The organism is Lacinutrix undariae (assembly GCF_052934785.1).
The window spans coordinates 2,072,789-2,098,165 of the sequence record NZ_CM128809.1; the positions used below are offsets into that span (position 1 = coordinate 2,072,789).

Here is a 25,377-nt window from a genome sequence, read left to right on the forward strand (position 1 = left end):
TTTAATGGCGCTGTTATAGTGTTTTCTGAATCTGACGAATGTTTTCTACCATTTCTAAAATTTGTTTTCTAGAAAAAGGTTTTAATAAATAGTTAGCGATAATATCATATGTCTTTGATTTTTCAATATCTACATAATCTATAGATGAGCTCGCAATGAATAATATGGTGCTTTTTGGAGGGTTTAATAATAAAAACTGATCTAGAAATTGCCACCCATCCATAACAGGCATATTGATATCTAATAATATTAAATCGGGAAGTTTTTCGTTATTATTAATGGTTTCTGTTATGCCTTTAATTGCTTTTTCTCCATTTTTATATATAATAAAATTCTCTCCTAATTCAGAAAGTTCTAAAATGCGTTTTACAGCAAAAATATAAATGGGATCATCATCAATAATACAGATATTTTTAATTTTCTTCATATTTAAAAAATAGTGTAAATGTTGTTCCTCCGTTAACCTTACTTGTTAATTCTATTTTAGCATCAATAGCATCTACTTGACTTTTGGTGATAAATAATCCTAATCCTCTAGTTTCTTTATGATCATGAAATGTTTTATAAAGGCCAAATATTTTGTCTTTATGTAATTCTAAGTCAATTCCTAATCCATTATCTTCTATAGATAATTTTATATGCTTTTTATTTTTATTTGCACATATTTTAATAACCGGTTTTGTGTTTGGTTTTTTAAAATCTATAGCGTTAGATATTAAATTTAATAAAATATTTTCTAAATACATTGGTGTAGCTAAAACAAAAATATTTTTGGGGATATCTAAAGTGATTTCAGTATTAGTTTCAACTATTTTTACATTAAGATTATTGATTACTTTTTTTGTGTATTCAATTAGTTTACATGGTAATATGTTTTTATCAATATTACTTTTTATTGTTGAAACCTCGTTAAGGTTTTTTATTGTCTCACTTAAATTGTTAACAGATTGTTTAAGTAACGGATAATATTCGGTTGTTACAAAATCAGGAACGTCATCTTGCATAACATCTAGTAGCATTTCTAAGTTTCCTGTATGGGATCTTAAATTATGAGATACAATATGTGTAAAGTTAAGTAGTCTTAGATTTTGTTCTTCAGTTTTTTCTAAAAGTATATTTCTTTTTTGTTCTATAATTTTAGTTTTAGTAATGTCTATTACATTTATGATAAAATGTATAGGTAGATTATCTTCGTCTCTTAAAAGTGATATAGATGAAATACAATAGACGGTTTTGTTATCCTTAGAAAGGTATTTTTTTTCTAATTGAATATTATCTATTTCTCCTGATAGTAGTTTTTCTTGACTTATTAATGTGATTTCATGATGATCTGGATGTGCTATATCTTTAAAAAATAATTGTTTAAGCTCTTCCTTAGTGTAGTTGAAATATTGACACATTTTTTTATTAACTGCTATAAATTTACCTTCTAGATCAATTAAAGCCATGCCATTAGCAGCATTATCCATTGTTGTAGATATGTGTTTCTCTTTTAAAATGAGATCTTTGAGATGTTTTTTATGGATGGTTATATCTTGTACAATTCCTAAAACTTGTGTACACATATTGTTTTCAAATACACCATAACCAATAACTCGCACCCATTTTTTATTTCCTTTTTGTGTGATTAGCTCTAGCTCTACATCGAATTTTTCTTTTTTGGTTTGAGCATCTTTAAATAATTTCCGAATAAGATCTCTATTATAACCTTCTAAATAAAAGTTTATAACTTGTTCAATAGTGGGGTTGAAATCTCCATCAATTTCATGAATTCTCTTAGTGATATCAGACCATATACTTTTGCCATGTTTTAAATTTACAATCCAAGTTCCAAAATTAAGATGTTCTTGTATTGTGGTTAAAAATTTCGTTGCTTGGCTATTAACACTTGTGTTGTTTTCTAATAATTTAAATAATTTATTAATATCCTCCATAAATGTTTTGAGAGACGGTTGTAGTAGTTAGGAATATATACTGAGACCAGGGGTTATTTTTTTTATAATATTAAGGAAAATATTAGAGATAATATGATAAATGATACAGATTTTGAGTAAAAAATGATAAAAAGAATTGTTTTGTAGGAGATTTCTTAAAGACTAATTATCGTAAACAAAAAAAGCAACCTATTTAATTAAATAGGTTGCTTTTTTATAATTTTAAACTATAAGTTTTTACTTTTTTGTAGCATTATTATTAACATTTTTTATCTACTAAAATATGTATTTCTTCTGCTATGTATTTTATTTTATCTCTAGTTATAGGTTTAATAACAAAGCTAGATATGTTTTCGTATTCTTTAGCTTTTTCAATATCTACAGGATCAATTGAAGAACTAATAATGTATATTATTGCTTTTTTTGTAGGTTTTTCTTTAATAAATTCATCTAGAAACTGCCATCCATCCATAATTGGCATGTTTAGATCCAAAAGAATTAGTTCAGGGAAATCAACACCAGTTTTAATAATTGGTTTTAAGGCTTCTATAGCATCTTCTCCATTATTAAAAACGCTAAACTCGTTACAGAAATTGGCGTGTTCTAACATTTTTTTCAATCCGAAAACAAAAATGGGATCATCATCAATGATGTATGTTATGTTAATTTTTTTCATGCTTTAAATATAGTGAAAATGTTGTACCAACATTGATTTTACTTTTAACTTCTATGTGACCTCCAATGGCCTCTATTTGATTTTTTGTAATAAATAAACCTAAACCTCTAGAGTCTTTATGTTTATGAAATGTTTTATACATTCCAAATAATTTTTTTCCATGACGTTCTAAATCAATCCCCATTCCATTATCTTCAATGTCTAGGATAATAAACTCTTTATCTTTAGAGAAATTTGCTCTTAAATTTATAATAGGAGCTTCTGTCTCTTTTTTGTACTTAAGTGCGTTAGTTAAGAAGTTTAAAATAATACTATCTAGGTATGCGGGTACTGTTTTTAATTTTAAGCTTTCTGCTACTTCATTATTTACTACTGCATGAGTTTCTAAAATGGTTCCTTTTACGTTACCAATGGCTTTTTCAACAATAGTATGTAGTGAAACTTCAGTAAGTTCTTTATGTATTTGTGTATTTAGTATCGCTACTTCATTAAGGTTAGATACGGTTTCGCTAAGACTGTTTACTGCATCTCCAATTAATGGAAAGAAGCTGTTTTCTGTAGCTTCAGGAACTTCATATTTCATTAAATCTAAAAGCATTTCTAAGTTACCAGAATGTGATCTTAGATTATGTGAAACGATATGAGCAAAATTTAATAATCTATCATTTTGTTCTTTAGTAACTTTATGAAGTGCACTAATGCGTTCTTCTGCTTTTTTCATTAATGTGATGTCACTAATTTGAGACACAAGATGTCTTACAGTTCCATCATCATTTTTTATAACAGAAGTATTTAGTAATGTCCAAATGATATCTCCATTTTTGTGGACATATCGTTTTTCCATTTGCTTATTTTCAATCTCTAAGTTTAATAAAGAGTTTACAAGTATATTACTACTTTCTATATCTTCATGATAGGTCATGTCTTTAAAAGTTTTTTGTAAAAACTCTTTTTCAGTATAGCCAAACATGGCACATAATTTTTGATTTACTTTCACCCAACTACCATCTAGATCTACAATCGCCATTCCGTTACCGGCATATTCAAAGGTTTTTCTTAGCTCTTCTTCTCGTAAAGCAATAGTTTGTAGTGTTCTTGTTTTTTCGGTAATATCTTGAAATACACCAGAAACTTTAATGCATTTACCAAATTTAAAATCAGAAACGCCAACAGCTCTTACCCATTTTTTATTCCCTTTGGCTGTAGTGAGTTCTAATTCAAGATCAAATCTTTTACCTTCTTCTATACAAGCTGTAAAAGCTTCAGTAAGTATTTGTAAACTTTTAGGATCTTTATAATAATTGATGGCATCATCAAAGCTTGGTTTAATGTTTTCTTCTACTTCATGAATCTCGTAAGTCGCTTTACTCCATGTTGTATCCATGGTTTTAATATCTACTTCCCAAGTACCCACTTGTACGGATTCTTCTATGAGATTTAATAGATGTGTTGATCTGTCAAAATCACTATTTGTATTGTCCATCTGTGTGCTATTTTTTTTAGGGTAGCAACTTATTTAAAGAGGGGTAATAAGTTACAGCACAAAAATAGAAATAATATCTCTTAATTCCTATTTAAAATATCGACGAAATACTTTTTTTACCGTTTAAATGTTAAAATGTAAATTGTTTTATTTATTAAGTAATTGTTTTGTAGTATATTATTTGTTTTTTGCTTTTTAACGTTTAGAGATCAATTTCTATTTGATTTTTTAAGATATCATCCATGGTTTCACGTTGTCTTATTAATTTTGCTTCTTCATTATGCCATAATACTTCTGCAGGACGGAAACGAGAATTATAGTTTGAAGCCATAGAATAACAATAGGCACCAGCATTTTTAAACGCCAAAATATCTCCTTCTGTAATTTCATTTATTCTGCGATTATTAGCAAAGGTATCTGTCTCACAAATATAGCCAACAACCGAGTAAAAACGTTCACGCCCGTTAGGATTAGAGATGTTTTCAATCACATGCTCAGAGCCGTAAAGCATTGGGCGAATTAAATGATTAAAACCAGAATCAATTTGAGCAAACACTGTAGAGGTGGTTTGTTTTACCACATTTACTTCTGCTAAAAAATATCCAGACTCACTCACTAAAAATTTTCCTGGCTCAAAAGCTAGAGTTAACTCTTTTCCATAATCTTTACAGAAATCATTAAAACGCTTGGTTAACCTTTCTCCAAACTCTTCAATATTAGTTTCAATATCTCCTTCCTTATAGGGAACTTTAAATCCAGATCCAAAGTCTAAGAATTCTAAATCTTTAAAATGTTTTGCTGTATCAAACAGAATTTCACTAGCATATAAAAATACATCAATATCTAAAATATCACTTCCAGTATGCATGTGAATACCGTTAATATTCATTTTTGTGTTTTTAACAATACGAAGTATATGTGGTATCTGGTGGATTGAAATTCCAAACTTACTATCTATATGACCAACCGAAATATTAGTGTTTCCACCAGCCATTACATGAGGATTTATACGAATACAAACTGGAGTTGTTGGATGTTTAGTCCCAAATTGCTCTAATACAGAAAGATTATCAATATTAATTTGAACACCAAATGTATTTGCAGTTTCAATTTCTTTTAAAGACACACCATTGGGCGTGAAAATAATATCTTCAGGAGCAAACCCAGCGGCTAAACCTAATTGTACTTCTTGTATAGATACCGTGTCTAACCCAGAACCTAAACTTTTTAAAAGCTTTAATACCGAAATATTAGATAATGCTTTAGTTGCATAATTAATTTTAAGATGCTTTACATTATTAAACGCCGATGTTAAACGGTTGTATTGTGCTGTAATTCTTTCAGAATCATAAACATAAAGCGGACTTCCAAAATTTTTAGCTATATCAAGTAGTTGAGAATATTCCATAGAGGTAATTTTTTTTCAAAGATATTTTTTTAGCCGTATATTTAAATATTATATATAAAATATTACACATTTAAAACAATTTGTTAATTATATAACAAATATTGAATCAATTTTTAATAATTAAAATATTAGGGTAAGTAATTGTGATTATTTACTTTTGTATTTCTATAATTTTATTCTAAACAAGATGAATTTACACGAATATCAAGGAAAAGAAATATTAAGCAGTTTTGGAGTACGTATCCAACGTGGTATAGTTGCCCAAAATGCTGAAGAAGCAGTAGCTGCAGCTAAAAAATTAACAGAAGACACTGGAACAGGTTGGCACGTAATTAAAGCTCAGGTTCATGCCGGTGGACGTGGTAAAGGTGGAGGTGTTAAACTTGCAAAAAACCTTCAAGAGGTAGAAACAATTGCTGGTGAAATTATTGGAATGGATCTAGTAACACCGCAAACTTCAGCAGAAGGGAAGCATGTACACCAAGTATTGGTTGCAGAAGATGTTTACTATCCTGGAGAAACTGAAACAAGTGAGTTTTATGTATCTGTTTTATTAAACCGTGCTACAGGACGTAACATGATCATGTATTCTACTGAAGGTGGAATGGATATTGAAACTGTTGCTGAAGAAACACCACACTTAATTTTTACAGAAGAAATTGACCCTACTGTAGGAATCATGCCTTTCCAAGCTAGACGCGTTGCCTTTAACTTAGGGTTGTCTGGATTGGCATTTAAAGAAATGACAAAATTTGTTACCGCTTTATATACTGCTTACGTAAAATCTGATGCATCTCTTTTTGAGATTAACCCAGTTTTAAAAACAAGTGATAATTTAATCATGGCTGTTGATGCTAAAGTTACTATTGACGATAATGCACTTTACAGACATAAAGATTACCAAGAATTACGTGATTTACGTGAGGAAAACCCAATTGAAGTTGAAGCAGGAGCTTTAGGTCTTAACTATGTTGATCTTGACGGAAACGTTGGATGTATGGTTAATGGTGCTGGACTTGCAATGGCAACAATGGATTTAATAAAACAAGCAGGTGGTGAGCCTGCTAACTTTTTAGACGTTGGTGGAACTGCAGATGCTGCACGTGTTGAAGCTGCTTTTCATATTATCTTAAAAGATCCAGCTGTAAAAGCAATACTTATTAATATTTTTGGTGGTATTGTACGTTGTGATCGTGTTGCTCAAGGTGTTATTGATGCTTATAAAAACATGGGAACTATTAATGTGCCAATTATTGTACGTTTACAAGGAACCAATGCTGACATCGCTAAAGAATTAATTGATAATTCTGGATTAGATGTAATGAGTGCTACACAGTTTCAAGAAGCTGCGGATAAAGTACAACAAGTATTAGCTTAATTTTTTAAGCCTTTATAATATAAAAAGAGCCACTTGTTAAGTGGCTCTTTTTTTTTGTGCTTTATTTTAAATATAATAGCTATTGCTTTTTTTGAGCAGCAGGTTTTTCACCTTTTTTAGGCATTGGTCCACGCAAGTGAATTACCAAACCATTTAAGAAATTACGTAATATTTGATCACCACACTCCATATATTTTGGGTGGTCATCTTTTCTGAATAAAGCATTCAATTCACTTTTTGTAATTCTAAAATCTACTAAAGCTAGAATTTTTACTATATCGTCATCACGAAACTTATGCGCAACACGTAGTTTTTTTAAGATATCATTGTTAGTCATCATCTATTCTTGTATTAACCAGTTATATGCTTCAGGAAATTGAGTACTCCAAAAACTCTCGGAGTGCGTACCATTAGCAACAATTTTATTCATTATTTGTTGTTCTTTTATGCCGTTGTCTTTTAAAAGTTGTACCATTTTTTTTAAATTAGGCACAGCCGTTTCACTCTCTTTTGTACCCATTACAAAGTAAAAACGAGAATTTTTATTTAACTCTGTCGTATTTACTAACTCGTAAATAGCATCACTAAACCACAATGAAGGTGAAAAAACACCTGCATTTCCAAAAATTTCAGGATATTTAATAATAGCATAAAATGAAATTAATCCTCCTAAAGACGCCCCAAAGATAGTTGTATTTTTAGCATCAGACCGTGTTGGATAGGTAATATCTATATGCGCCTTTAAAGTTTTAGTGATAAAATCAATATAAGCGGCTCCATTACCTCCTCCATAAGTTTTATTAGGGTAAGGCGTAAGTTCATCAATACGTTTATCATTTCCGTGTTCTATAGCAACAATAATCACTTGTTTAGACGTTAATGTGTCTAAATATTCGTCTACATTCCATTCTCCTGCATAAGCAGTTTCAATATCAAATATATTTTGAGCATCGTGCATATAAATTACGGGATAGTTTGTATTTGAGTTTTTGTAATCTTTTGGTAAGTATACCCATATATTTTTATACGTATTAAGTTGAGGTGCTTCAATAGTAAATGTAGACACATTATGCGATGCCGTACTTTGAGACTGTACCAAAATCGGTATAATAAATAAAAGGAATAAGAATTTTAAAGATTTCACATATATAAAATTATAGATACAAATTACATAAAATTTAATTATTAGCCATATGTCTCTGTAATTTTTGGTTTTTGTTGAAATACGCATTTATCGATGAACAGTAAATTGTTTTTAAAGTACTGGTAGTTAGTATTTTATTTGTTATTTTTTTCTTAACGTAGGAAAAATACGATGAATTACATCTTTTTTTTCGATAAGTGACTATTATTCACCGATTAGATAAAAAGTTATCTATTTAACTTTGTAAAGTACAATAATGAATCCCTAAGTTATGACAAATAGAGTTGAAAAATTATGTTTACTCTCCGAAATGATAGCACTTTCGCGAGCAGGTAAAACATTAAAGCCAATTGAGTATAAGTTTCTTTTAAGTGTTGCAAAACAATTAGAAATAACTCGAGAAGATTTTGATTATTTAATTAAGACCCCAGTTAATTATACCAATTTACAATCGCATAGTGAGCGTATTGTTCAGTTTCATCGCTTTGTGATGTTAATGGATTATGATGCTCAAATTAGCCATAAAGAATTAACTGTAGTTCATAATTTTGGATTACGAATGGGTTTAGGACAAGAGTCTATAAATAGAGTTTTAGATTTAATGGAAAGCTTTCCTAATAAAATGGTGCCCGCAGATTTTTTAATAGATATTTTTAAAGTACAATATAATTAATAAAAAAGCCTCTTCAATTGAAGAGGCTTTTTTTTACGCTTTTAATTCTTCAAGCTTTTTTTGATAGCTTTTTATTTCATCTCTAAATTTTGCTGCATTCATAAAGTCAAGTTCTTTTGCTGCTTGCTCCATTATTTTGCGTTTCTCTCTAATTTTCTTTTCAAGTTGTCCTTTTGTTAAATAGGCACTTTCTGGTTCGGCAGCTTTTGCTGCTTCCAATTCATAACTATAGGTACTTACTGAATTTTTAGATAAAGCATTACCTAAACTTTTATTTAAAGCTTTTGGTTGTTGGTTATGTTTGGTGTTATATGAAATCTGTTTCTGGCGTCTGTAGTTTGTTTCGTCAATGGTTTTTTTCATACTGTTGGTTATTTTATCTCCATACATTATGGCTTTACCGTTAAGGTTTCTTGCAGCTCTACCAACAGTTTGTGTTAATGAACGTGCAGAACGTAAAAAACCTTCCTTATCGGCGTCTAAAATAGCAACTAGAGAAACTTCAGGTAAGTCTAAACCTTCACGAAGTAAGTTAACTCCTACTAAAACATCAAAAAGCCCTTTTCTTAAATCTTGCATAATTTCAACACGCTCTAAAGTGTCAACATCACTATGAATGTAACGACAACGAATTTGAATTCTATCTAGATATTTAGTCAGTTCTTCAGCCATACGTTTAGTTAGTGTCGTTACTAACGTACGCTCATCTTTTTCAATACGTAAGTGAATTTCTTCAACCAAATCATCAATTTGATTTAAACTTGGGCGTACTTCAATTATTGGATCTAATAAACCGGTAGGTCTAATGATTTGTTCTACATAAACACCATCAGATTTTTCTAATTCATAATCTGCAGGTGTTGCACTTACATATATAATTTGATTTTGTAGTGCTTCAAATTCTTCAAACTTTAACGGACGGTTATCCATTGCAGCAGGCAATCTAAAACCATATTCTACTAAGTTTTCTTTTCTGCTTCTATCTCCACCATACATGGCATGAACCTGAGAAATTGTTACGTGACTTTCGTCAATCACCATTAAATAATCTTCTGGAAAATAATCTAGCAGGCAGAAAGGTCGTGTTCCTGGTTGTCTTCCGTCCAAATAACGCGAGTAATTTTCAATTCCGGAGCAATACCCTAATTCTTTAATCATTTCTAAATCAAATTCGGTACGTTCTTTAAGACGTTTCGCCTCTAGGTTTTTACCAATTTCTTTAAAATAATCATGCTGAATTAATAAATCATCCTGAATACCTTTTATCGCACCTTGCAATACATCTTGTGACGTCACAAACATATTTGCCGGATAAATGGTTAATATATCATAGGTTTCAATAATAGCATTAGTTAAAATGTCGAAAGACTCAATCGCTTCAATTTCATCACCAAAAAAGTGAATTCGGAAAGCATCATCAGCATAACTAGGGAAAATATCAACAGTATCTCCTTTTATTCTGAAATTACCATGATTAAAATCGGCTTCAGTACGAGAATATAAACTCTGTACTAATTGATGCAGTAATTGTGTTCTAGAAATTTCTTGATCACGTTTTAGGGTAATTACATTTTTTTGAAATTCAACAGGATTTCCAATACCATATAAACAAGATACCGATGCAATTACAATCACATCTCTTCGCCCTGAAAGTAGGGAAGAGGTCGTGCTTAAACGCATTTTTTCGATTTCTTCGTTTATAGATAAATCTTTTTCAATGTAAACTCCCGAAACCGGAATGTAAGCTTCGGGTTGGTAATAATCATAATAAGATACAAAATACTCAACTGCATTGTCTGGAAAAAATTGCTTAAACTCAGAGTATAGTTGAGCGGCAAGTGTTTTATTATGCGCTAATACTAGTGTTGGGCGTTGTACTTCTTCAATGACATTGGCCACAGTAAATGTTTTACCAGAACCTGTAACTCCTAAAAGTGTTTGGTGCTTTTCGCTAGAATTAACGCCTTCAACTAATTTTTTTATGGCTTGCGGTTGATCTCCAGTTGGAGAAAACTCCGATTGTATCTTGAATTTCATAGTACAAAATTACGCAAAAAATAAATGCGCTTTCTTGTCTTTTACTTACTATCTTTTTAAAGTGAAATGTCCTGTGAGTTGTTTGTTGGAATGTAAATTAATTACGTACCAATAGTCATTGCTTTCTAAGATATGCCCATTGTAAGTTCCATCCCAATACAAAGCATTAGGTGATATTTGTTTTAGTAATTTTCCGTAGCGATTAAAAATATAAACTTCTTTAATAGAGTTTAAAGGATCAATGATTTGCCATATTTCTTTTACGTTATCTCCGTTAGGTGTGAAAAACTTCGGAATAAAAAGTTCTGGTGCGCTTACAATATCGAAAAGTAAAGATTTTACAACACAACCATTAGCATCTTCTACATATAGCATATGCGTTCCATCTAAAAGATTTGAAAATATATTACTTACTTGAGAACTTGAACTATCTACAGAGTAAAGATAACTGATAGATGTATCGGTCATGGTTACTGTGATTTCGTCTTCAACAATTGTAATATTACTTGATGTTAATGTGAAATCTGTTGCAGGATATATTGTGATATCAAACACCGATTCGTTAAAACAATTATCAGGAGCAGTCCCAATTTCATTATAAATATAAATGGTTTGTGAGGTTGTGATTGCAGTTCCAGCAGTTAATTGAGTTCCACCACCATTTGTTGCAGAGAAATAATTTCCATCAGTTAAAGTTGGTAAAACATATTCAGAACATACCGTTTGATTGGCGATTGTATCCACATTTGGAGTTCCGCTAACGGTTACAGCAAATGAAGATTCGTTATCACAGTTGTTAGGAGCAGTTCCAATTTCATTATAAATATAGATGGTTTGTGAGGTTGTGATTGCAGTTCCTGCAGTTAATTGTGTTCCACCACCATTTGTTGCGGTGAAATAATTTCCATCAGTTAAAGTTGGTAAAACATATTCAGAACATACCGTTTGATTAGCGATAGTATCCACATCTGGAGTTCCGCTAACGGTTACAGAAAATGAAGATTCGTTATCACAATTATTAGGAGCAGTCCCAATTTCATTATAAATATAAATGGTTTGCGAGGTTGTGATTGCAGTTCCAGCAGTTAATTGAGTTCCACCACCATTTGTTGCAGTGAAATAATTTCCATCAGTTAATGTTGGTAAAATATACTCAGAACATACCGTTTGATTGGCGATAGTATCTACATCTGGAGTTCCGCTAACGGTTATAGCAAATGAAGATTCATTATCACAGTTATCAGGAGCAGTTCCAATTTCATTATAAATATAAATGGTTTGCGAGGTTGTGATTGCAGTTCCAGCAGTTAATTGTGTGCCACCACCATTTGTTGCAGTGAAATAATTTCCATCAGTTAATGTTGGTAAAACATATTCAGAACATACCGTTTGATTAGCAATAGTATCTACATCTGGAGTTCCGCTAACGGTTACAGTAAATGAAGATTCATTATCACAGTTATCAGGAGCGGTTCCAACTTCGTTATAAATATAAATGGTTTGTGAAGTTGTGATTGCAGTTCCAACCGCTAATTGCGTTCCACCACCATTTGTTGCAGTGAAATAATTTCCATCAGTTAATGTTGGTAAAATATACTCAGAACATACCGTTTGATTGGCGATAGTATCTACATCTGGAGTTCCGCTAACGGTTACAGCAAATGAAGATTCATTATCACAGTTATCAGGAGCAGTTCCAATTTCATTATAAATATAAATGGTTTGTGAGGTTGTGATTGCAGTTCCAGCAGTTAATTGAGTTCCACCACCATTTGTTGCAGTGAAATAATTTCCATCAGTTAATGTTGGTAAAATATACTCAGAACATACCGTTTGATTGGCGATAGTATCTACATCTGGAGTTCCGCTAACGGTTATAGCAAATGAAGATTCATTATCACAGTTATCAGGAGCAGTTCCAATTTCATTATAAATATAAATAGTTTGTGATGTTGTGATTGAAGTTCCAGCAGTTAATTGAGTTCCTCCACCATTTGTTGCGGTGAAGTAATTTCCATCAGTTAGTGTTGGTAAAATATATTCTGTGCATACCGTTTGGTCTGCAATTGTATCTACATCTGGTGCATCAATAATTAGTTGAGCAGCATCTGTAATTAGCGTACAAGATGTTGTTGTGATTTCGCAGTAATATTGACTCCCATCTAAAGTAGCAGAAGCATTATTTACTGTTAAAGTATTGGTTTGTGTACCAGAATAGGTTGCGTTATTTGTTAGGTTAACCCAGTTTCCTGAAGCGTTAAGATATTTCCATTGAAATGTAGCAGTACCAGAATCTTCGGAAGTTGTAAAGGTTGTTGATACATTTTCACAAATTGTTTGAGAAGTTGGATGTGTAATTGTTGGTGTAGTATCAGGAATTGGGTCTGCTGTATGTGAACCTAAATCTGAGCAATTTTCAGAAGAAAGTATATTCCAATCGTTAATATTGTAAGTCGTTTGTGGTATTGGTGCATTGGCATTTCTAATAACGGTATAACCTCTTTCGGCAGGAGAATTTACTATGTCAATTAAAACATTATTTTTTAAGAGTTCAAATTCGTCATTATCATTAATACCTGTCGGAATATTAAAATCAACATCTAAAGGAGAGCAGTTAGAACCACTTCCCATTTGAATAATAAAAGTACTTAAAGGCGGGATTGTGCCTATAATTTGATCGAAAGTATTGTTAGGTGTTGTATTTCCAACGTCTCCATATCTCAAAATAACATAGGTTCCATCTATAACGACTGGAGTATTTGTAGGGTTGTAAAGTTCAATAACCGCATAATCACCACTACTTGCATCGTAAATTTCAGAAATATAAATCTCAGCTGTTGTACAATCTGTTGCTAATAAGGTGAAATTTGAAGATGAGGTTCCTGTGCAACCACCAGAACTTGTGATAGAAATAGCAGATGTGCTTGCCGTTCCTGAAGGTACATTAACTGTGATTTCAGAATCATTAATTATAGTAAACGTTGCGTTAGTGCCGTCAAAATCTAATGAAGTTGCATCTGTAAAGTTGCTTCCTGTGATTGTAATTAGTGTGCTTTCTGGTCCATTATCTGGAGAAAAAGACGTTACAATTGGAGCAGGACACAAGTTTGATGCAGTTGTGGTATGAATACTATTGGTATTCGCTGTAATGGCGAAATTTAAACTGTACATGAAAAATGTGCAGATTAAAAAAGGTAATAGAGTAATGCGTTTCATTAGTTATAGTTAGGAGGCAAAAGTAAAAAATATTTAATAAATCTCGTGTTAAGTGAGTGTTACCTTATAAAAAAAGGAGCTTTATTTTTCAATAGAGCTCCTAAATTTATGATAAAAGAATAGATTAATAAAATAATCTAACCGATATAGTTATTTATTAAGATAAACCCAACCGCTATACATTTGTTGTTCTGCATTAGCATCGTTAAGTTTTAATACATAAAAGTATGTGCCAACAGGTAAAACTTTATTAGTACTTAAGGTTCCTTTGTTAGCTTTTCCGTACCATTTGTTTTCGTTGTTTCCTTCAAAAACTAAAGTTCCGTAGCGGTTATAGATTTCTAATTTATGGTTTTCGTAGTTTCCGTATAAACCTTGGATGTTAAACCAGTCGTTATAAGTATCTCCATTTGGAGAAAATCCATTAGGAATAATTATCTCATCAAAAATAACAAGGATTTCAAAAGTGATAGATTTTACAGTACATCCGTTTTCATCTTCTACATAAAGAGTGTGTGTACCGTTAGATAGGTTTGTAAAGGTGTTATCTGTTTGGTAATCTTCATCATTAATAGCATAAATATATGTTATTGAAGTGTCATCCATTGTTACAGTTAATTCGTCTTCTATAATTGAAAGATTATCTTCTGTAAGTGTAAAGTCTGAAGCAGGTAAAACTGTAACATCAAAACTAGATTCGTTAGTACACGTCGCTTCAGTATTATAAACATAAATAGTTTGTGATGTTGTAAGTACATCTCCAGCAGTTAAAGCAGTTCCTGTACCGTTGGTTCCTGTAAAATAGTTACCGTTAGTTAAAGTTGATAAAGTATATTCGGTACAAACTTCAACATCTGAAACTGTATCTACTAAAGGTGCTTGATTAATTGTGACATCAAAATTAGATTCATTAGAACATGTATTAGGCGCAGTTCCTAATTCAACATAAATATAAACAGTTTGAGTTGTTGTAATTACATCTCCAGCATTAAGAGTAGTTCCTGTTCCGTTAGCTCCTGTAAAATAATTACCATTAGTTAAAGTTGGTAATGTATAAGTTTCACAAGCTGTTTGGTCTGTTAAAGTATCTACTGTTGGTGTTCCGCTTACGGTAATTGTAAAACTAGTTTCGTTTGTACAAGTTCCTACAGCATTATAAATGTAAATAGTTTGTGTTGTTGAAATTGTATCTCCAGCATTTAAAGCAGTTCCTGTTCCGTTGGTTGCAGTGAAATAGTTACCGTTAGTAAGTGTTGGTAATACGTAGTTATCACATACAGAAGTATTAGATATTGTATCAACATTTGGTGCAGGTGTTACTGTAACTGTAAAGTTAGATTGGTTGGTACAAGTTCCTACTACGTTATAAATATAAATAGTTTGAGTTGTTGTAATGGCGTCACCAGCAGTTAAAGTAGTTCCTGTTCCGTTAGTTCCTGTAAAATAATTACCGTTAGTTAAAGTAGGTAATGTGTAAGATTCACAAGCCGTTTGATTTGCTAAAGTATCTACTTGGGCAACGTTTACTTCTAATTGTGCAGCATCAGAAACAAGTGTACATGATGTTGAGGTGATTTCGCAATAATATTGATTCCCATCAAAAGACGTCGGTGCGTTATTTACAGATAATGTGCTTGTTGTAGCTCCTGTGTAATTTGCGTTATTTGTAACGTTTACCCAGTTTCCTGAAGCGTTAAGTGTTTTCCATTGGTAAGAAAACGTGTTACTATCTTCGGTTGCTGTAAACGTAGTTGATTCGTTTTCACAAATAGATTGTGATGTTGGGTGCGTAATTGTTGGTGTGTTATCAGGAATTGCGTCAGCAGTGTGAGATCCTAAATTAGCACAGTTTTCTTCGCTACTAATTGACCAATCATTAATATTGTAAGTTGTTTGTGGTATGGTAGCATTGGCATTTCTGATAACGGTATAACCTTTTTCATCTGGCGCATTAACGATATCTATAAGTACTCCGTTTTTTAAAATTCTTATTTCATCATTACCATTAATTCCTGTAGATAGATTAAAATCAACAGCTAAAGGAGAACATTCATCACCTGGATCTGAAGGAGTTCCTAATTGAATAATAAAAGTACCAAAAGCAGGAATTGTACCTGTGATTTCGTTAAAAACATTACTAGGATCTATATTTCCAATATCTCCATAACGTTCAATAACATAAACATTATCAATAACTACAGGTGTGTTTGTTGGGTTATAAAGTTCAATAACGGCATAACTTCCTGAGAACGCATCATAGATTTCTGAGACATAAATATCAGCTGTAGAACATTGAGAGGTTAGTACATTAAAATCTGATGTAGAAACTCCTGTGCAACCGCCAGTACTTGTCATTGCAATTGTTGCATTTCCTGAGATTCCTTCAGGTATTAATGCTGTAATTTCAGAATCACTAATAATGGTAAAAGTAGCATTGGTATTATCAAATGTTACCGTATCAGCATCAGTAAAGTTGCTTCCGTTAATAGTTACTAATGTTTGTGCTGGTCCATTTGTAGGTGTAAAGTCTGTTACAATTGGAGCAGGACATAGTATGCTGTTTTCAGAGGTTGCATTTTTGTTTGATGTTGAATTAAGTGCATTACTCGTATTAAAAGATAAGAGTAAGCAAATAAAAACAGGTAATAATAATGTAAGTTTCATTTCAAAAAATTAGATGGCTAAATAAATATTAATTTATGAGTTAAGTGTTAAGTGATTGTTACTATAATTATCTAATGAGTGAAAAATGTCCGCTATACGTTTTTCCATTACCCCATGTTGCTGAAAACCAGTAATCGGTAACTGGTAAATCATAACCATTGAGTGTGCCGTCCCAACCTATACTTAAATAGTCTTGTTGATGCAGGATTTTACCATAACGATCAAAAATTTTAATTTGAATATCTTGATAAAAGGTGTCGTTAACTCCTGAAACCTTCCAAGTATCATGATATCCATCATTGTTTGGAGAAAAATATTTTGGGAATCCGATAACGGATATAATGTCTTCTGTAATGCCGCAACCATCTAAATTTCTAATATATATGGTGTGAAATCCTGCAGGTATATTTGTGAAAACTTGACTATCTTGGTAATCAGCATCAGTATCAATAGCATACTCAAACTGTGTAGTGTTTTCTATGCTAATAGTTACGGTGTTATTGTTATTGCCGTTTTGTACAACAGAAATATCATCTATAATAGCAACTTCCGAAGGTACAACAGTAATATCTCTAGATGACGAACAGCCGTTTGGATCTGTAACAATTACAGTATAAACGCCAATTTCATTAACGTCATTAAATAAGGTGTTTACTGTTGTTGTATTGCCGTTAAAGAACCATTGGTAGTAATAATTATTTGGTAAATCGTTTAAAACGCCACCATATAATGTTACCGTTTCCGGAAAAGCATCTAAGCAATATACCACCGTTTCATCAGCTTCTAATAAAGGTGTATATAAAATACTTAAATCTACAGTAGATATGCTGTAACATTGATTATTACTCGTCACTTTTACAAAAATTGTTTGAAAATATGCCGAAGTATTACTGTATGTATTTGCTAAAACATTAGTCTCATTATAGGTGTCTTGCTCAGTTTCGTAATAACTAACAACAGCATTTGTAGGGATTTGATCTAAAAAGCTATCGGTGATATCATCTAAATTAAATTCTGAAAATCCATCAGTAATAGCTCCGTCACAAGCTGTTGCTTCGGGAATATTTAAAATATTATTCGAAATTTGTAGTTCTAATTCAGCAGTTGTAAAACAACCATTCTGGTTTTCTACACGAGCAAAAACGGTTTGAAAAGCGACGGTGTTTTCAAAGTTATCAACATTTATAATTTCATTAGTAGTGTTGATAGCATCGTTTTCCGTAAGGTAAAAATTAGTAACCGCTATGGAGTTGTCGTTATTTGTAATCTCCGGAATTGCCGTATTTAAATTGTAAAATGTGAGTCCGTCTTGATTTTGATCACATTCCACTAAAACCGCATCACTAGGTACTGGTAATGCTGTATATTCAATAGTAATTTCACCTTCAGAAAGACAAGTATTATTTAAACTAACTTCTACGTTATAAGTACCAGCTTCGGTAACGGTATAAGTTTCGTTGATTTCAGAAGTTAATTCTACACCATCTTTAAACCATTTATAAGCTGTTGCATTACTATTAAAAGCGTTTAATATTGTGGTTTCGTTTTCACAAATGGCTGTGTTACTTGAAATTAATAAATCGGTTCCTATATCTGTAGCGATTTGAAAACTTCCTGCTTCTAAAAATACTGCAGAATCGTAACGGTAGTTTTGTTCATCGGCAATTACTAATTTTACGTGATAAGTTATATTAGGTGTTACGTTGGCAGTAGCAGTAAGTACAGCAGTTTGCCCGTTAAAATTTATAGGTGCATTAGCATCGTTCCAACTTCCAAAGTAAGCTTCATTAATAGCGCCACAAGATCCTGGGATTCCTGGATGAACAGTAGTTACTTTTACAGGGGTTTCTGTAGTTGGTACTAAAGCAATATTGGTGTAATCTTGATTGCCAACAGGACGAATTAAAAAGCCAAATAAATCTGAATATTGACAGGTGTTACTATCGCCTTCTTGATATTCTTCGGAAGCAAAAAGATAACGGAAACTAATTTGAGATGCTACAGAGGTGAAATCGAATTCTAAAATAGTAGCATTTATAGTGTTTGATTCTTGTAAAGCATTTTCTAAATCAATATCACCAGCCCAACCCGTTGCATCATCATCACTTAAAGAGTTATTTGGACCTTGTACATTACTAAGTCGTCCTGTACTTAAAACAATACCTTCTTGAAAAGGGAAGGCTGTTCCGGTGGCATTAAAATAGCCATAACTTTCATCGGCGCTATTAAAATTGCCTCCAGATACATTGGTAACTACTACATTATTAATGCAATCGCTATCAATTAGTATGTCTTCAATAAGTTGTTGTGGTGTATAAGTATCGCTGTCTACTTGAACGTTTTGAGAAAACGCTACAGTAGAGAGTAGAAGATAGGATAAAAAGAGAATTTGTCTCATTTAATTTTTTACGGAGTGCAAAGATAGTCATCCGTTAGAATTATTTATGTCAAAATATGTTAAAGATGTTTTAATATGGAATAATTTTTAACATGCAGATTGTTAATAGAACTTGTTCTTTTATTAATTTGTATAATTGTACTATATAATGCAGAAGCTTTTGTGTATGTTTAAATCATTGATAGTCTTTATTTTAATATTTTTTTATAATGCTTTACAAGCACAAGAGTTACCTCCAATTGAGGTGTTTTCACCCAAAACTTATGGAGCTGAAAATCAAAATTGGAGCATTGCACAAGCACCAAATAAATTCATTTATGTAGCCAATAATAATGGGTTGTTAGAATATAATGGTGCAAAATGGACACTATATCCATCCCCAAACGAAACTATTATGCGTTCGGTAAACGTGGTTGATCATAAAATATATACCGGTTGTTATATGGAGTTTGGGTTTTGGGAGAAAAACCAATTTAACGAACTAAAATATACCTCTTTATCAAATAAATTAAAGATATCATTAATTGAAGACGAACAAATATGGAATATCATAGCGTTAGATAACTGGGTATTATTTCAATCGTTAAACCGTATTTATATCTACAATAGTGTTTCTGATAGTTTTACAACCATAGATGCCGAAACCATTTATACTAAAATATACAAAGTAAACAATCGTATTTATTTTCAGCAATTAGAAAAAGGACTTTATACCATAAAAAATAGTGTTGCTGTATTGGTTTCTGATGATGTGCTATTTAAAAAAGAACATATTGTTAATATTTATGAACAAGATAAGCAGTTATTAGTTCAAACAGAAAATAAAGGATTTTATATATATAAGGACAATAATTTAAAACCATGGCAAATTCCAGCTAGCGAGTTGCTTAATTCGGTCACTGTATATAATAGTATACAATTGGCAGATTATGGTTTTGTATTAGGAACTATTTCTAACGGGGTAATATATTTAACCCAAAATGGAGCTGTAAATTATAGTATTAATCATACCCAAGGTTTGAGTAATAATACTGTGCTTTCTGTATATGAGGATGTAGAAAAAAATATATGGTTAGGATTAGATAACGGGATTAATTGTGTGAATAGTAATGCGCCTTATAGTATTTATACCGATACCAATGGAAAGTTAGGAACTATTTACGCTTCGGCCATTTATGATGATAATTTATACTTAGGAACCAATCAAGGATTATTTTATAAATCGTTAAACTCTAATGCAGAATTTAGTTTTGTTGAAGGTACAAAAGGGCAAGTATGGTGTTTAAATTTATACGATGATACTTTATTTTGCGGACATAACACTGGAACTTATGTTATTGAAGGTGATAGCGCCAAACAGATTTCAGATATTCAAGGTGCTTGGGGGATAAAAGCAATAGCAACTAATCCCAATTTATTGTTACAAGGTGATTATAGCGGTTTACATGTGCTTGAAAAAATTAATAAACAATGGCGTTTAAGAAATAAAGTAGAAGGTTTTAATATCTCTTCTAGGTTTTTTGAATTTTATGACACTAATAAAATCCTTTTGAGTCACGAGTATAAAGGTGTTTTTAAACTCACTTTGGATGACGATTTTAAGGCAGTTAAAGCTATTGAACGAGATTCTTTATTAGCAAATGGACTCAATTCTAGCTTAATTAAATATAAATCGGATATTCTATACGCGTATAAAGCAGGCGTTTTTAAATATAATTTTAAATCTAATACCTTTATAAAAGACTCCGTTTTAAGTCAGTTAATAGATCAAACAGACTATTCTACAGGAAAATTAATTTTTGATGCCTCAGCTAATCAACTTTGGGGTTTTTCAAATAAATATATTAGTTACAGTTCTCCTGAAGCTCTAAGTTACACGCCAAAAATTAATAAAATAGCATTTCCAACAGTGTTAAGAAAAGGAGCTACAGGGTATGAAAATATTTTAAAACTTTCTAATTCTAAATATTTATTGGGATTTTCTGGAGGTTATATTATTATTGATTTAGCTAAAGCTGAAAAAAAAGTTTATAATATCGCTATACATTCTATTGAGAGTTTTACACTTAATTCCGAGAAGGTAAAACAAGTAGTATCTGATGTGCCATTTTTTAAAAATAAAGAGAATAATATTGAATTTAATTACAGTATTCCTGAATTTGAAAAATACCAAGCCACAGAGTATCAGTACCAATTACAGGGTATTTATGAAGCGTGGAGTCCTTGGTCGTCACAATCTACAGAGTTGTTTAAAAATTTACCTTATGGCGAATATACGTTTAAAGTTAGAGGACGAGTAGGGAGTGTACTTACAAGTAATGTGGCAACTTTTAGTTTTTTAATTGCAAAACCTTGGTACCTCTCAGATGTAATGATTACAATGTATGTGTTGATAGTGCTGTTATTTTCATTATTAATGCATTATGTGTATAAAAACTACTACAAAAAACAACGTATTAAACTACTACAAGAAACTGAACGCGAGCTTGAGATGAAACGACTAGAAAACAAGCAGCAGCTAATGGCTTTTAAAAATGAAAAGCTACAACAGGACATTGAAAATAAAAATAGAGAGTTGGCTATTTCAACAATGAACCTGATTAAAAAGAATGAGTTTTTAAATACGATTAAAAAGGAATTAAAAACAGCTACAGAATCTGGTAAGCAAATGAAATCGGTAATTAAAATTATTGATAAGAACCTGAATAGTACAGATGATTGGAAGTTTTTTGAACAAGCTTTCAATAATGCTGATAAAAATTTTCTGAAAAAGATAAAATCTATCCACACAGAGTTAACACCAAACGACTTAAAATTATGTGCATATTTAAGATTAAACTTAAGTTCAAAAGAAATTGCACCTCTATTAAATATCTCTCCAAGAAGTGTAGAGGTGAAGCGATATCGTTTGCGTAAAAAAATGAATTTACCTCACGAAACGAGCTTAACTAATTACATTTTGGATATTTAAAGCCCATACATTTAGTTTTTTTACCCATACATTACCACAACATGTGCTCTTTTTGAGACTACTACAACGTTGTAAATCTTATTAGTTGTAATCTGTTTAGCTAATGTTAATAGTCTTTAAATAGAGATTTGATAATTTTTAAGACTGTTTTTTAGAGTGTATGTTTTTTGTAGTGGTCAATTTTATTAATTCACTAATTATATATCATAAGTTTACGATATAAATAATTTAATATGACAACAAAAGCACTTTCATTCATTCTTTTAATGTTTACCACCTTTATGTTTGGACAAAACGTAACGGTTAAAGGGGAGGTTACAGATTTAACCTATGGCGAACCTTTACCAGGTGTAAATATTATACTCAAAAACACCACGAAAGGTGTTTCTACAGATTTTGACGGACTCTTTACAATTACTGATGTTCCTGTTAATTCTGTTTTAGTTTTTTCTTATGTTGGTTACAAAGACCAAGAATATACTGTAACTTCTAGTGAGACAATTAAAATTGTATTAGTTGATGATACCGAATCTTTAGATGAGGTTGTTGTTATTGGTTATGGTTCACAACGAAAAGAATTAGTAACTGGTGCTTTTACAAGTATTGATGCTAAAAAAATTACAGAAAACAATCCTACTCGTATTGAAGAGGCTTTAAAAGGAAGCGCATCGGGAGTTCAGGTAAGTGCAAATTCAGGATCTCCTGGAGCAGCACTTAATATTAGAATTAGAGGGATTACTACAAATGGTGATAATTCACCTTTAGTAATTGTTGATGGTGTTAATATTGGTACAGATTTAAGTGTTATTGATCCTAACGATATTCAAAAAATGGATATTATTAAGGATGCAAGTTCTGCAATATATGGTGTGCAAGGTGCCAACGGTGTAATATTAATTACTACTAAAACCGGTAAGAAAGGTAGAAAAGCTAAATTTTCTTACAATTCTTATTTCGCATACCAAGAGGCAGCTAATAAAATTGACTTACTTAATAACTACGAATACGCATTATTAGTAAACGAAACTGAAGCAGCAGACGGAAATCCATTACCATTTACAAACCTTCAAGATCTTAATGTGAATACAGATTGGCAAGATGAGTTGTTTTCTACAGCACCAATGTTTAGTCATAATATAGGTGTTACTGGTGGATCAGATACGGTGACTTACGGTTTTAGTGCAAGTTACTTTTCACAAGACGGTATTATTGCAAGTGATAAATCTAACTATAAAAGATGGACAGTTAAAAATAACCTAGGTATTGATCTTAACGAAAAATTAAAATTGAATACCTTTTTATTATATACAAATGTTAGAAATAGTACTATTCCAGAAGGCGGAAGAGGTTCAGCATTATACTACGGTTTAAATGCTTCACCATTAACTCCAGTATACGATGGAACAGATGGAACAGGGATTTCTGGAGGATATTCTTATATTTCTTTAGACCAAGGAAACGAGATTATTAATCCGCTTGCATTAATTGATAATACCTATAATGAAAGTCGTTCTGATCGTTTTACAGGGAAAATTGAATTTGAATATAAACTTCGCGATAATTTAAAAGCGACTTCAAGATTCAACTTTAACTACTCTAATTATGGAGATAGAGTATATACGCCACTTCAATATTATGGATTAGGAAAAGTAGTAAATAATGTAACATTAGATCCTAGTAATCCTTCAGCTTTTAATGTTGATAGAAATGGTGATGGCACTAGAGATTTATATAGTAGAGTCTCTGAAAACTCTCAACATTCTTACGATTATACTTGGGAAAACTTTATAGACTACAATACATCATATAAAAATCATAATATTAATGCTTTATTAGGAACATCTATTAGAAGTGAGAAATATAAAGGAATTTTTGGTTCAGGAGCATTAACTAACGGGCCGGATAGTTGGAGTAATGCTTACTTAGGTAACACACAATCTATCGTGCAGTTATTTAATGGCGAGCTAACACAAGATTTAGTAACTTCAACCGAAGGACGTAATGAAAACCGTTGGTCTTCTTTATTTGCTCGTGTACAATATGATTATGATAATAAATATTTGTTTTCTGCTTTAGTAAGACGTGATGCTTCTACTAAATTCGGACCTAATAATAGAGTAGGATATTTTCCATCTATTTCTGGAGGTTGGTTAATTTCAAATGAAGATTTCTTCGATTCTAAAGTAATTAGTAGCTTTAAAGTAAGAGGAAGTTGGGGTGTTACCGGAAATGATAAAATTGGTGATTACCGTTGGTTAGGATTATTACAAGGTACAACTGGTGAAGCAACTTATGCTTTTGATGATTTATTATCTTACGGAAATGCGATTGGAGCTTTAGCTAACCCAGATTTAAAATGGGAAACTAACAAGCAAACAAATATTGGTATTGATATGTCTTTATTTAATAACGCATTAAATATTACTGCCGATTATTATAGAAAACGTACAGACGATTTATTATTAGTGCCAGAAATTTCGGCAGTCTTAGGATCTTCAGCAGGAGGTAGCTCTGCACCATTTGTAAACGCAGGAACTATTGAAAATAAAGGAATAGATTTAAGTATTAACTTTACTCACGATTTTAATGACGACCTTAATATTGGTATCGGATACACACTTACAAGTATAGATAATAAAGCATTACAAGTAAATAATGCAGCTGGATTTATTTCAGGTGGAGTTTTTGGATTAAACCAAACCACATCTAGATTCCAAACCGGTTTACCAATTGGAGCATTTTACGGATTAAAAACAGATGGGATATTTCAAAATCAGGCAGAAATTGATGCACACGCTACTCAAGCAGGAGCACAACCAGGAGATATACGTTATGTAGATCTTGATGGTGATGGTGTTATTGAATTTGGTAGTAATGATGATTTAGGCATGATTGGTAACCCAATACCTAAAGTAACTATGGGATTCAATTTTAACCTTAATTACAAACAATTTGATTTTGGTACCTCATTATACGCATCATTAGGAAATGATATTGCTCGTAGTTATGAGCGTTTCTTAACGTATAGCAATAAACCAACTTTATACCTAGATCGTTGGACGGGTGAAGGAACTTCAAATTCAGTACCTAGAGCATCAAATAATGCATCAAATAACCAATTATTCTCTTCTTTCTTTGTTGAAGATGGATCTTATTTACGTATCCAAAACATTCAGTTAGGATATACTTTACCAGCAGATGTTTCTGAAAGTATCAATATCGATAAATTAAGAATTTATGTGGCCGTAAATAATGCTTACACTTTTACAAAATATAAAGGATATAATCCTGATGTGTCTAACTCTAGTCCGTTAGGAGCTGGTGTAGATTTAGGTCAATATCCACAAACAAGAACAATCACAACAGGAATTAATGTTTCATTTTAATATTAAGAA

The 25,377-nt window shown here is 31.6% G+C and carries 15 protein-coding genes; 4 read left to right on the forward strand and 11 right to left on the reverse strand.

What is annotated here, in order from left to right:
• Positions 1 to 13: 13 nt before the first annotated feature.
• The 5 genes from ACU4C5_RS09255 to lysA all read right to left on the reverse strand — a co-directional run bounded on the left by ACU4C5_RS09255 (position 14) and on the right by lysA (position 5,501).
• Complete coding sequence (locus ACU4C5_RS09255; RefSeq protein WP_446843925.1) at positions 14 to 427, reverse strand: response regulator; 414 nt, start codon at positions 425 to 427, stop codon at positions 14 to 16.
• A complete protein-coding gene (locus ACU4C5_RS09260) occupies positions 414 to 1,934 on the reverse strand; it encodes a sensor histidine kinase (RefSeq protein WP_446843926.1) in 1,521 nt (506 codons plus the stop codon). The genes ACU4C5_RS09255 and ACU4C5_RS09260 overlap by 14 nt, the downstream gene beginning before the upstream one ends.
• Positions 1,935 to 2,193: 259 nt before the next feature.
• The gene (locus tag ACU4C5_RS09265; protein WP_446843927.1) at positions 2,194 to 2,610 is read right to left on the reverse strand and encodes a response regulator; all 417 of its coding nucleotides are present in this window, start codon (positions 2,608 to 2,610) and stop codon (positions 2,194 to 2,196) included.
• On the reverse strand, positions 2,597 to 4,093 hold the full coding sequence (locus ACU4C5_RS09270; RefSeq protein ID WP_446843928.1) for a sensor histidine kinase: 1,497 nt from the start codon (positions 4,091 to 4,093) through the stop codon (positions 2,597 to 2,599). The genes ACU4C5_RS09265 and ACU4C5_RS09270 overlap by 14 nt, the downstream gene beginning before the upstream one ends.
• Positions 4,094 to 4,295: 202 nt before the next feature.
• A complete protein-coding gene (lysA, locus tag ACU4C5_RS09275) occupies positions 4,296 to 5,501 on the reverse strand; it encodes a diaminopimelate decarboxylase (protein WP_446843929.1) in 1,206 nt (401 codons plus the stop codon).
• 187 nt (positions 5,502 to 5,688) lie between these two features.
• Between lysA and sucC the strand changes: the two genes are divergently transcribed.
• A complete protein-coding gene (sucC, locus tag ACU4C5_RS09280) occupies positions 5,689 to 6,879 on the forward strand; it encodes an ADP-forming succinate--CoA ligase subunit beta (protein WP_446843930.1) in 1,191 nt (396 codons plus the stop codon).
• Positions 6,880 to 6,958: 79 nt separating this feature from the next.
• Here sucC and ACU4C5_RS09285 read toward each other — a convergent pair whose 3' ends face one another.
• Entirely contained in the window at positions 6,959 to 7,216 is a 258-nt protein-coding gene (locus tag ACU4C5_RS09285; protein ID WP_446846445.1) for a DUF1456 family protein, read from the reverse strand.
• A gap of 3 nt (positions 7,217 to 7,219) precedes the next feature.
• The gene (locus ACU4C5_RS09290; protein ID WP_446843931.1) at positions 7,220 to 8,023 is read right to left on the reverse strand and encodes an alpha/beta hydrolase; all 804 of its coding nucleotides are present in this window, start codon (positions 8,021 to 8,023) and stop codon (positions 7,220 to 7,222) included.
• 271 nt (positions 8,024 to 8,294) lie between these two features.
• Here ACU4C5_RS09290 and ACU4C5_RS09295 point away from each other — a divergent pair, with 271 nt between their 5' ends.
• The gene (locus tag ACU4C5_RS09295; RefSeq protein ID WP_446843932.1) at positions 8,295 to 8,696 is read left to right on the forward strand and encodes a TerB family tellurite resistance protein; all 402 of its coding nucleotides are present in this window, start codon (positions 8,295 to 8,297) and stop codon (positions 8,694 to 8,696) included.
• A 33-nt stretch (positions 8,697 to 8,729) separates the two neighbouring features.
• Here the strand turns inward: ACU4C5_RS09295 and uvrB are convergent, their stop codons facing one another.
• The 4 genes from uvrB to ACU4C5_RS09315 all read right to left on the reverse strand — a co-directional run bounded on the left by uvrB (position 8,730) and on the right by ACU4C5_RS09315 (position 19,011).
• Positions 8,730 to 10,733, reverse strand: a complete 2,004-nt coding sequence (uvrB, locus tag ACU4C5_RS09300) for an excinuclease ABC subunit UvrB (protein WP_446843933.1) — start codon at positions 10,731 to 10,733, stop codon at positions 8,730 to 8,732.
• A 48-nt stretch (positions 10,734 to 10,781) separates the two neighbouring features.
• Positions 10,782 to 13,949: a T9SS type B sorting domain-containing protein gene (locus ACU4C5_RS09305; RefSeq protein WP_446843934.1), complete on the reverse strand. Its 3,168-nt coding sequence runs from the start codon at positions 13,947 to 13,949 to the stop codon at positions 10,782 to 10,784.
• A 150-nt stretch (positions 13,950 to 14,099) separates the two neighbouring features.
• The gene (locus tag ACU4C5_RS09310) at positions 14,100 to 16,613 is read right to left on the reverse strand and encodes a T9SS type B sorting domain-containing protein (RefSeq protein ID WP_446843935.1); all 2,514 of its coding nucleotides are present in this window, start codon (positions 16,611 to 16,613) and stop codon (positions 14,100 to 14,102) included.
• A gap of 67 nt (positions 16,614 to 16,680) precedes the next feature.
• Entirely contained in the window at positions 16,681 to 19,011 is a 2,331-nt protein-coding gene (locus ACU4C5_RS09315; protein ID WP_446843936.1) for a choice-of-anchor L domain-containing protein, read from the reverse strand.
• 166 nt (positions 19,012 to 19,177) lie between these two features.
• On the opposite strand from ACU4C5_RS09315, the gene ACU4C5_RS09320 reads away from it, so the two are divergent.
• Together ACU4C5_RS09320 and ACU4C5_RS09325 are read left to right on the forward strand one after the other, a co-directional pair.
• Positions 19,178 to 21,982 carry a helix-turn-helix and ligand-binding sensor domain-containing protein gene (locus tag ACU4C5_RS09320; RefSeq protein ID WP_446843937.1) on the forward strand — a complete coding sequence of 935 codons (2,805 nt, stop codon included), beginning with the start codon at positions 19,178 to 19,180 and terminating at the stop codon, positions 21,980 to 21,982.
• 233 nt (positions 21,983 to 22,215) lie between these two features.
• Positions 22,216 to 25,368 carry a SusC/RagA family TonB-linked outer membrane protein gene (locus tag ACU4C5_RS09325; protein ID WP_446843938.1) on the forward strand — a complete coding sequence of 1,051 codons (3,153 nt, stop codon included), beginning with the start codon at positions 22,216 to 22,218 and terminating at the stop codon, positions 25,366 to 25,368.
• Positions 25,369 to 25,377 lie beyond the last annotated feature (9 nt).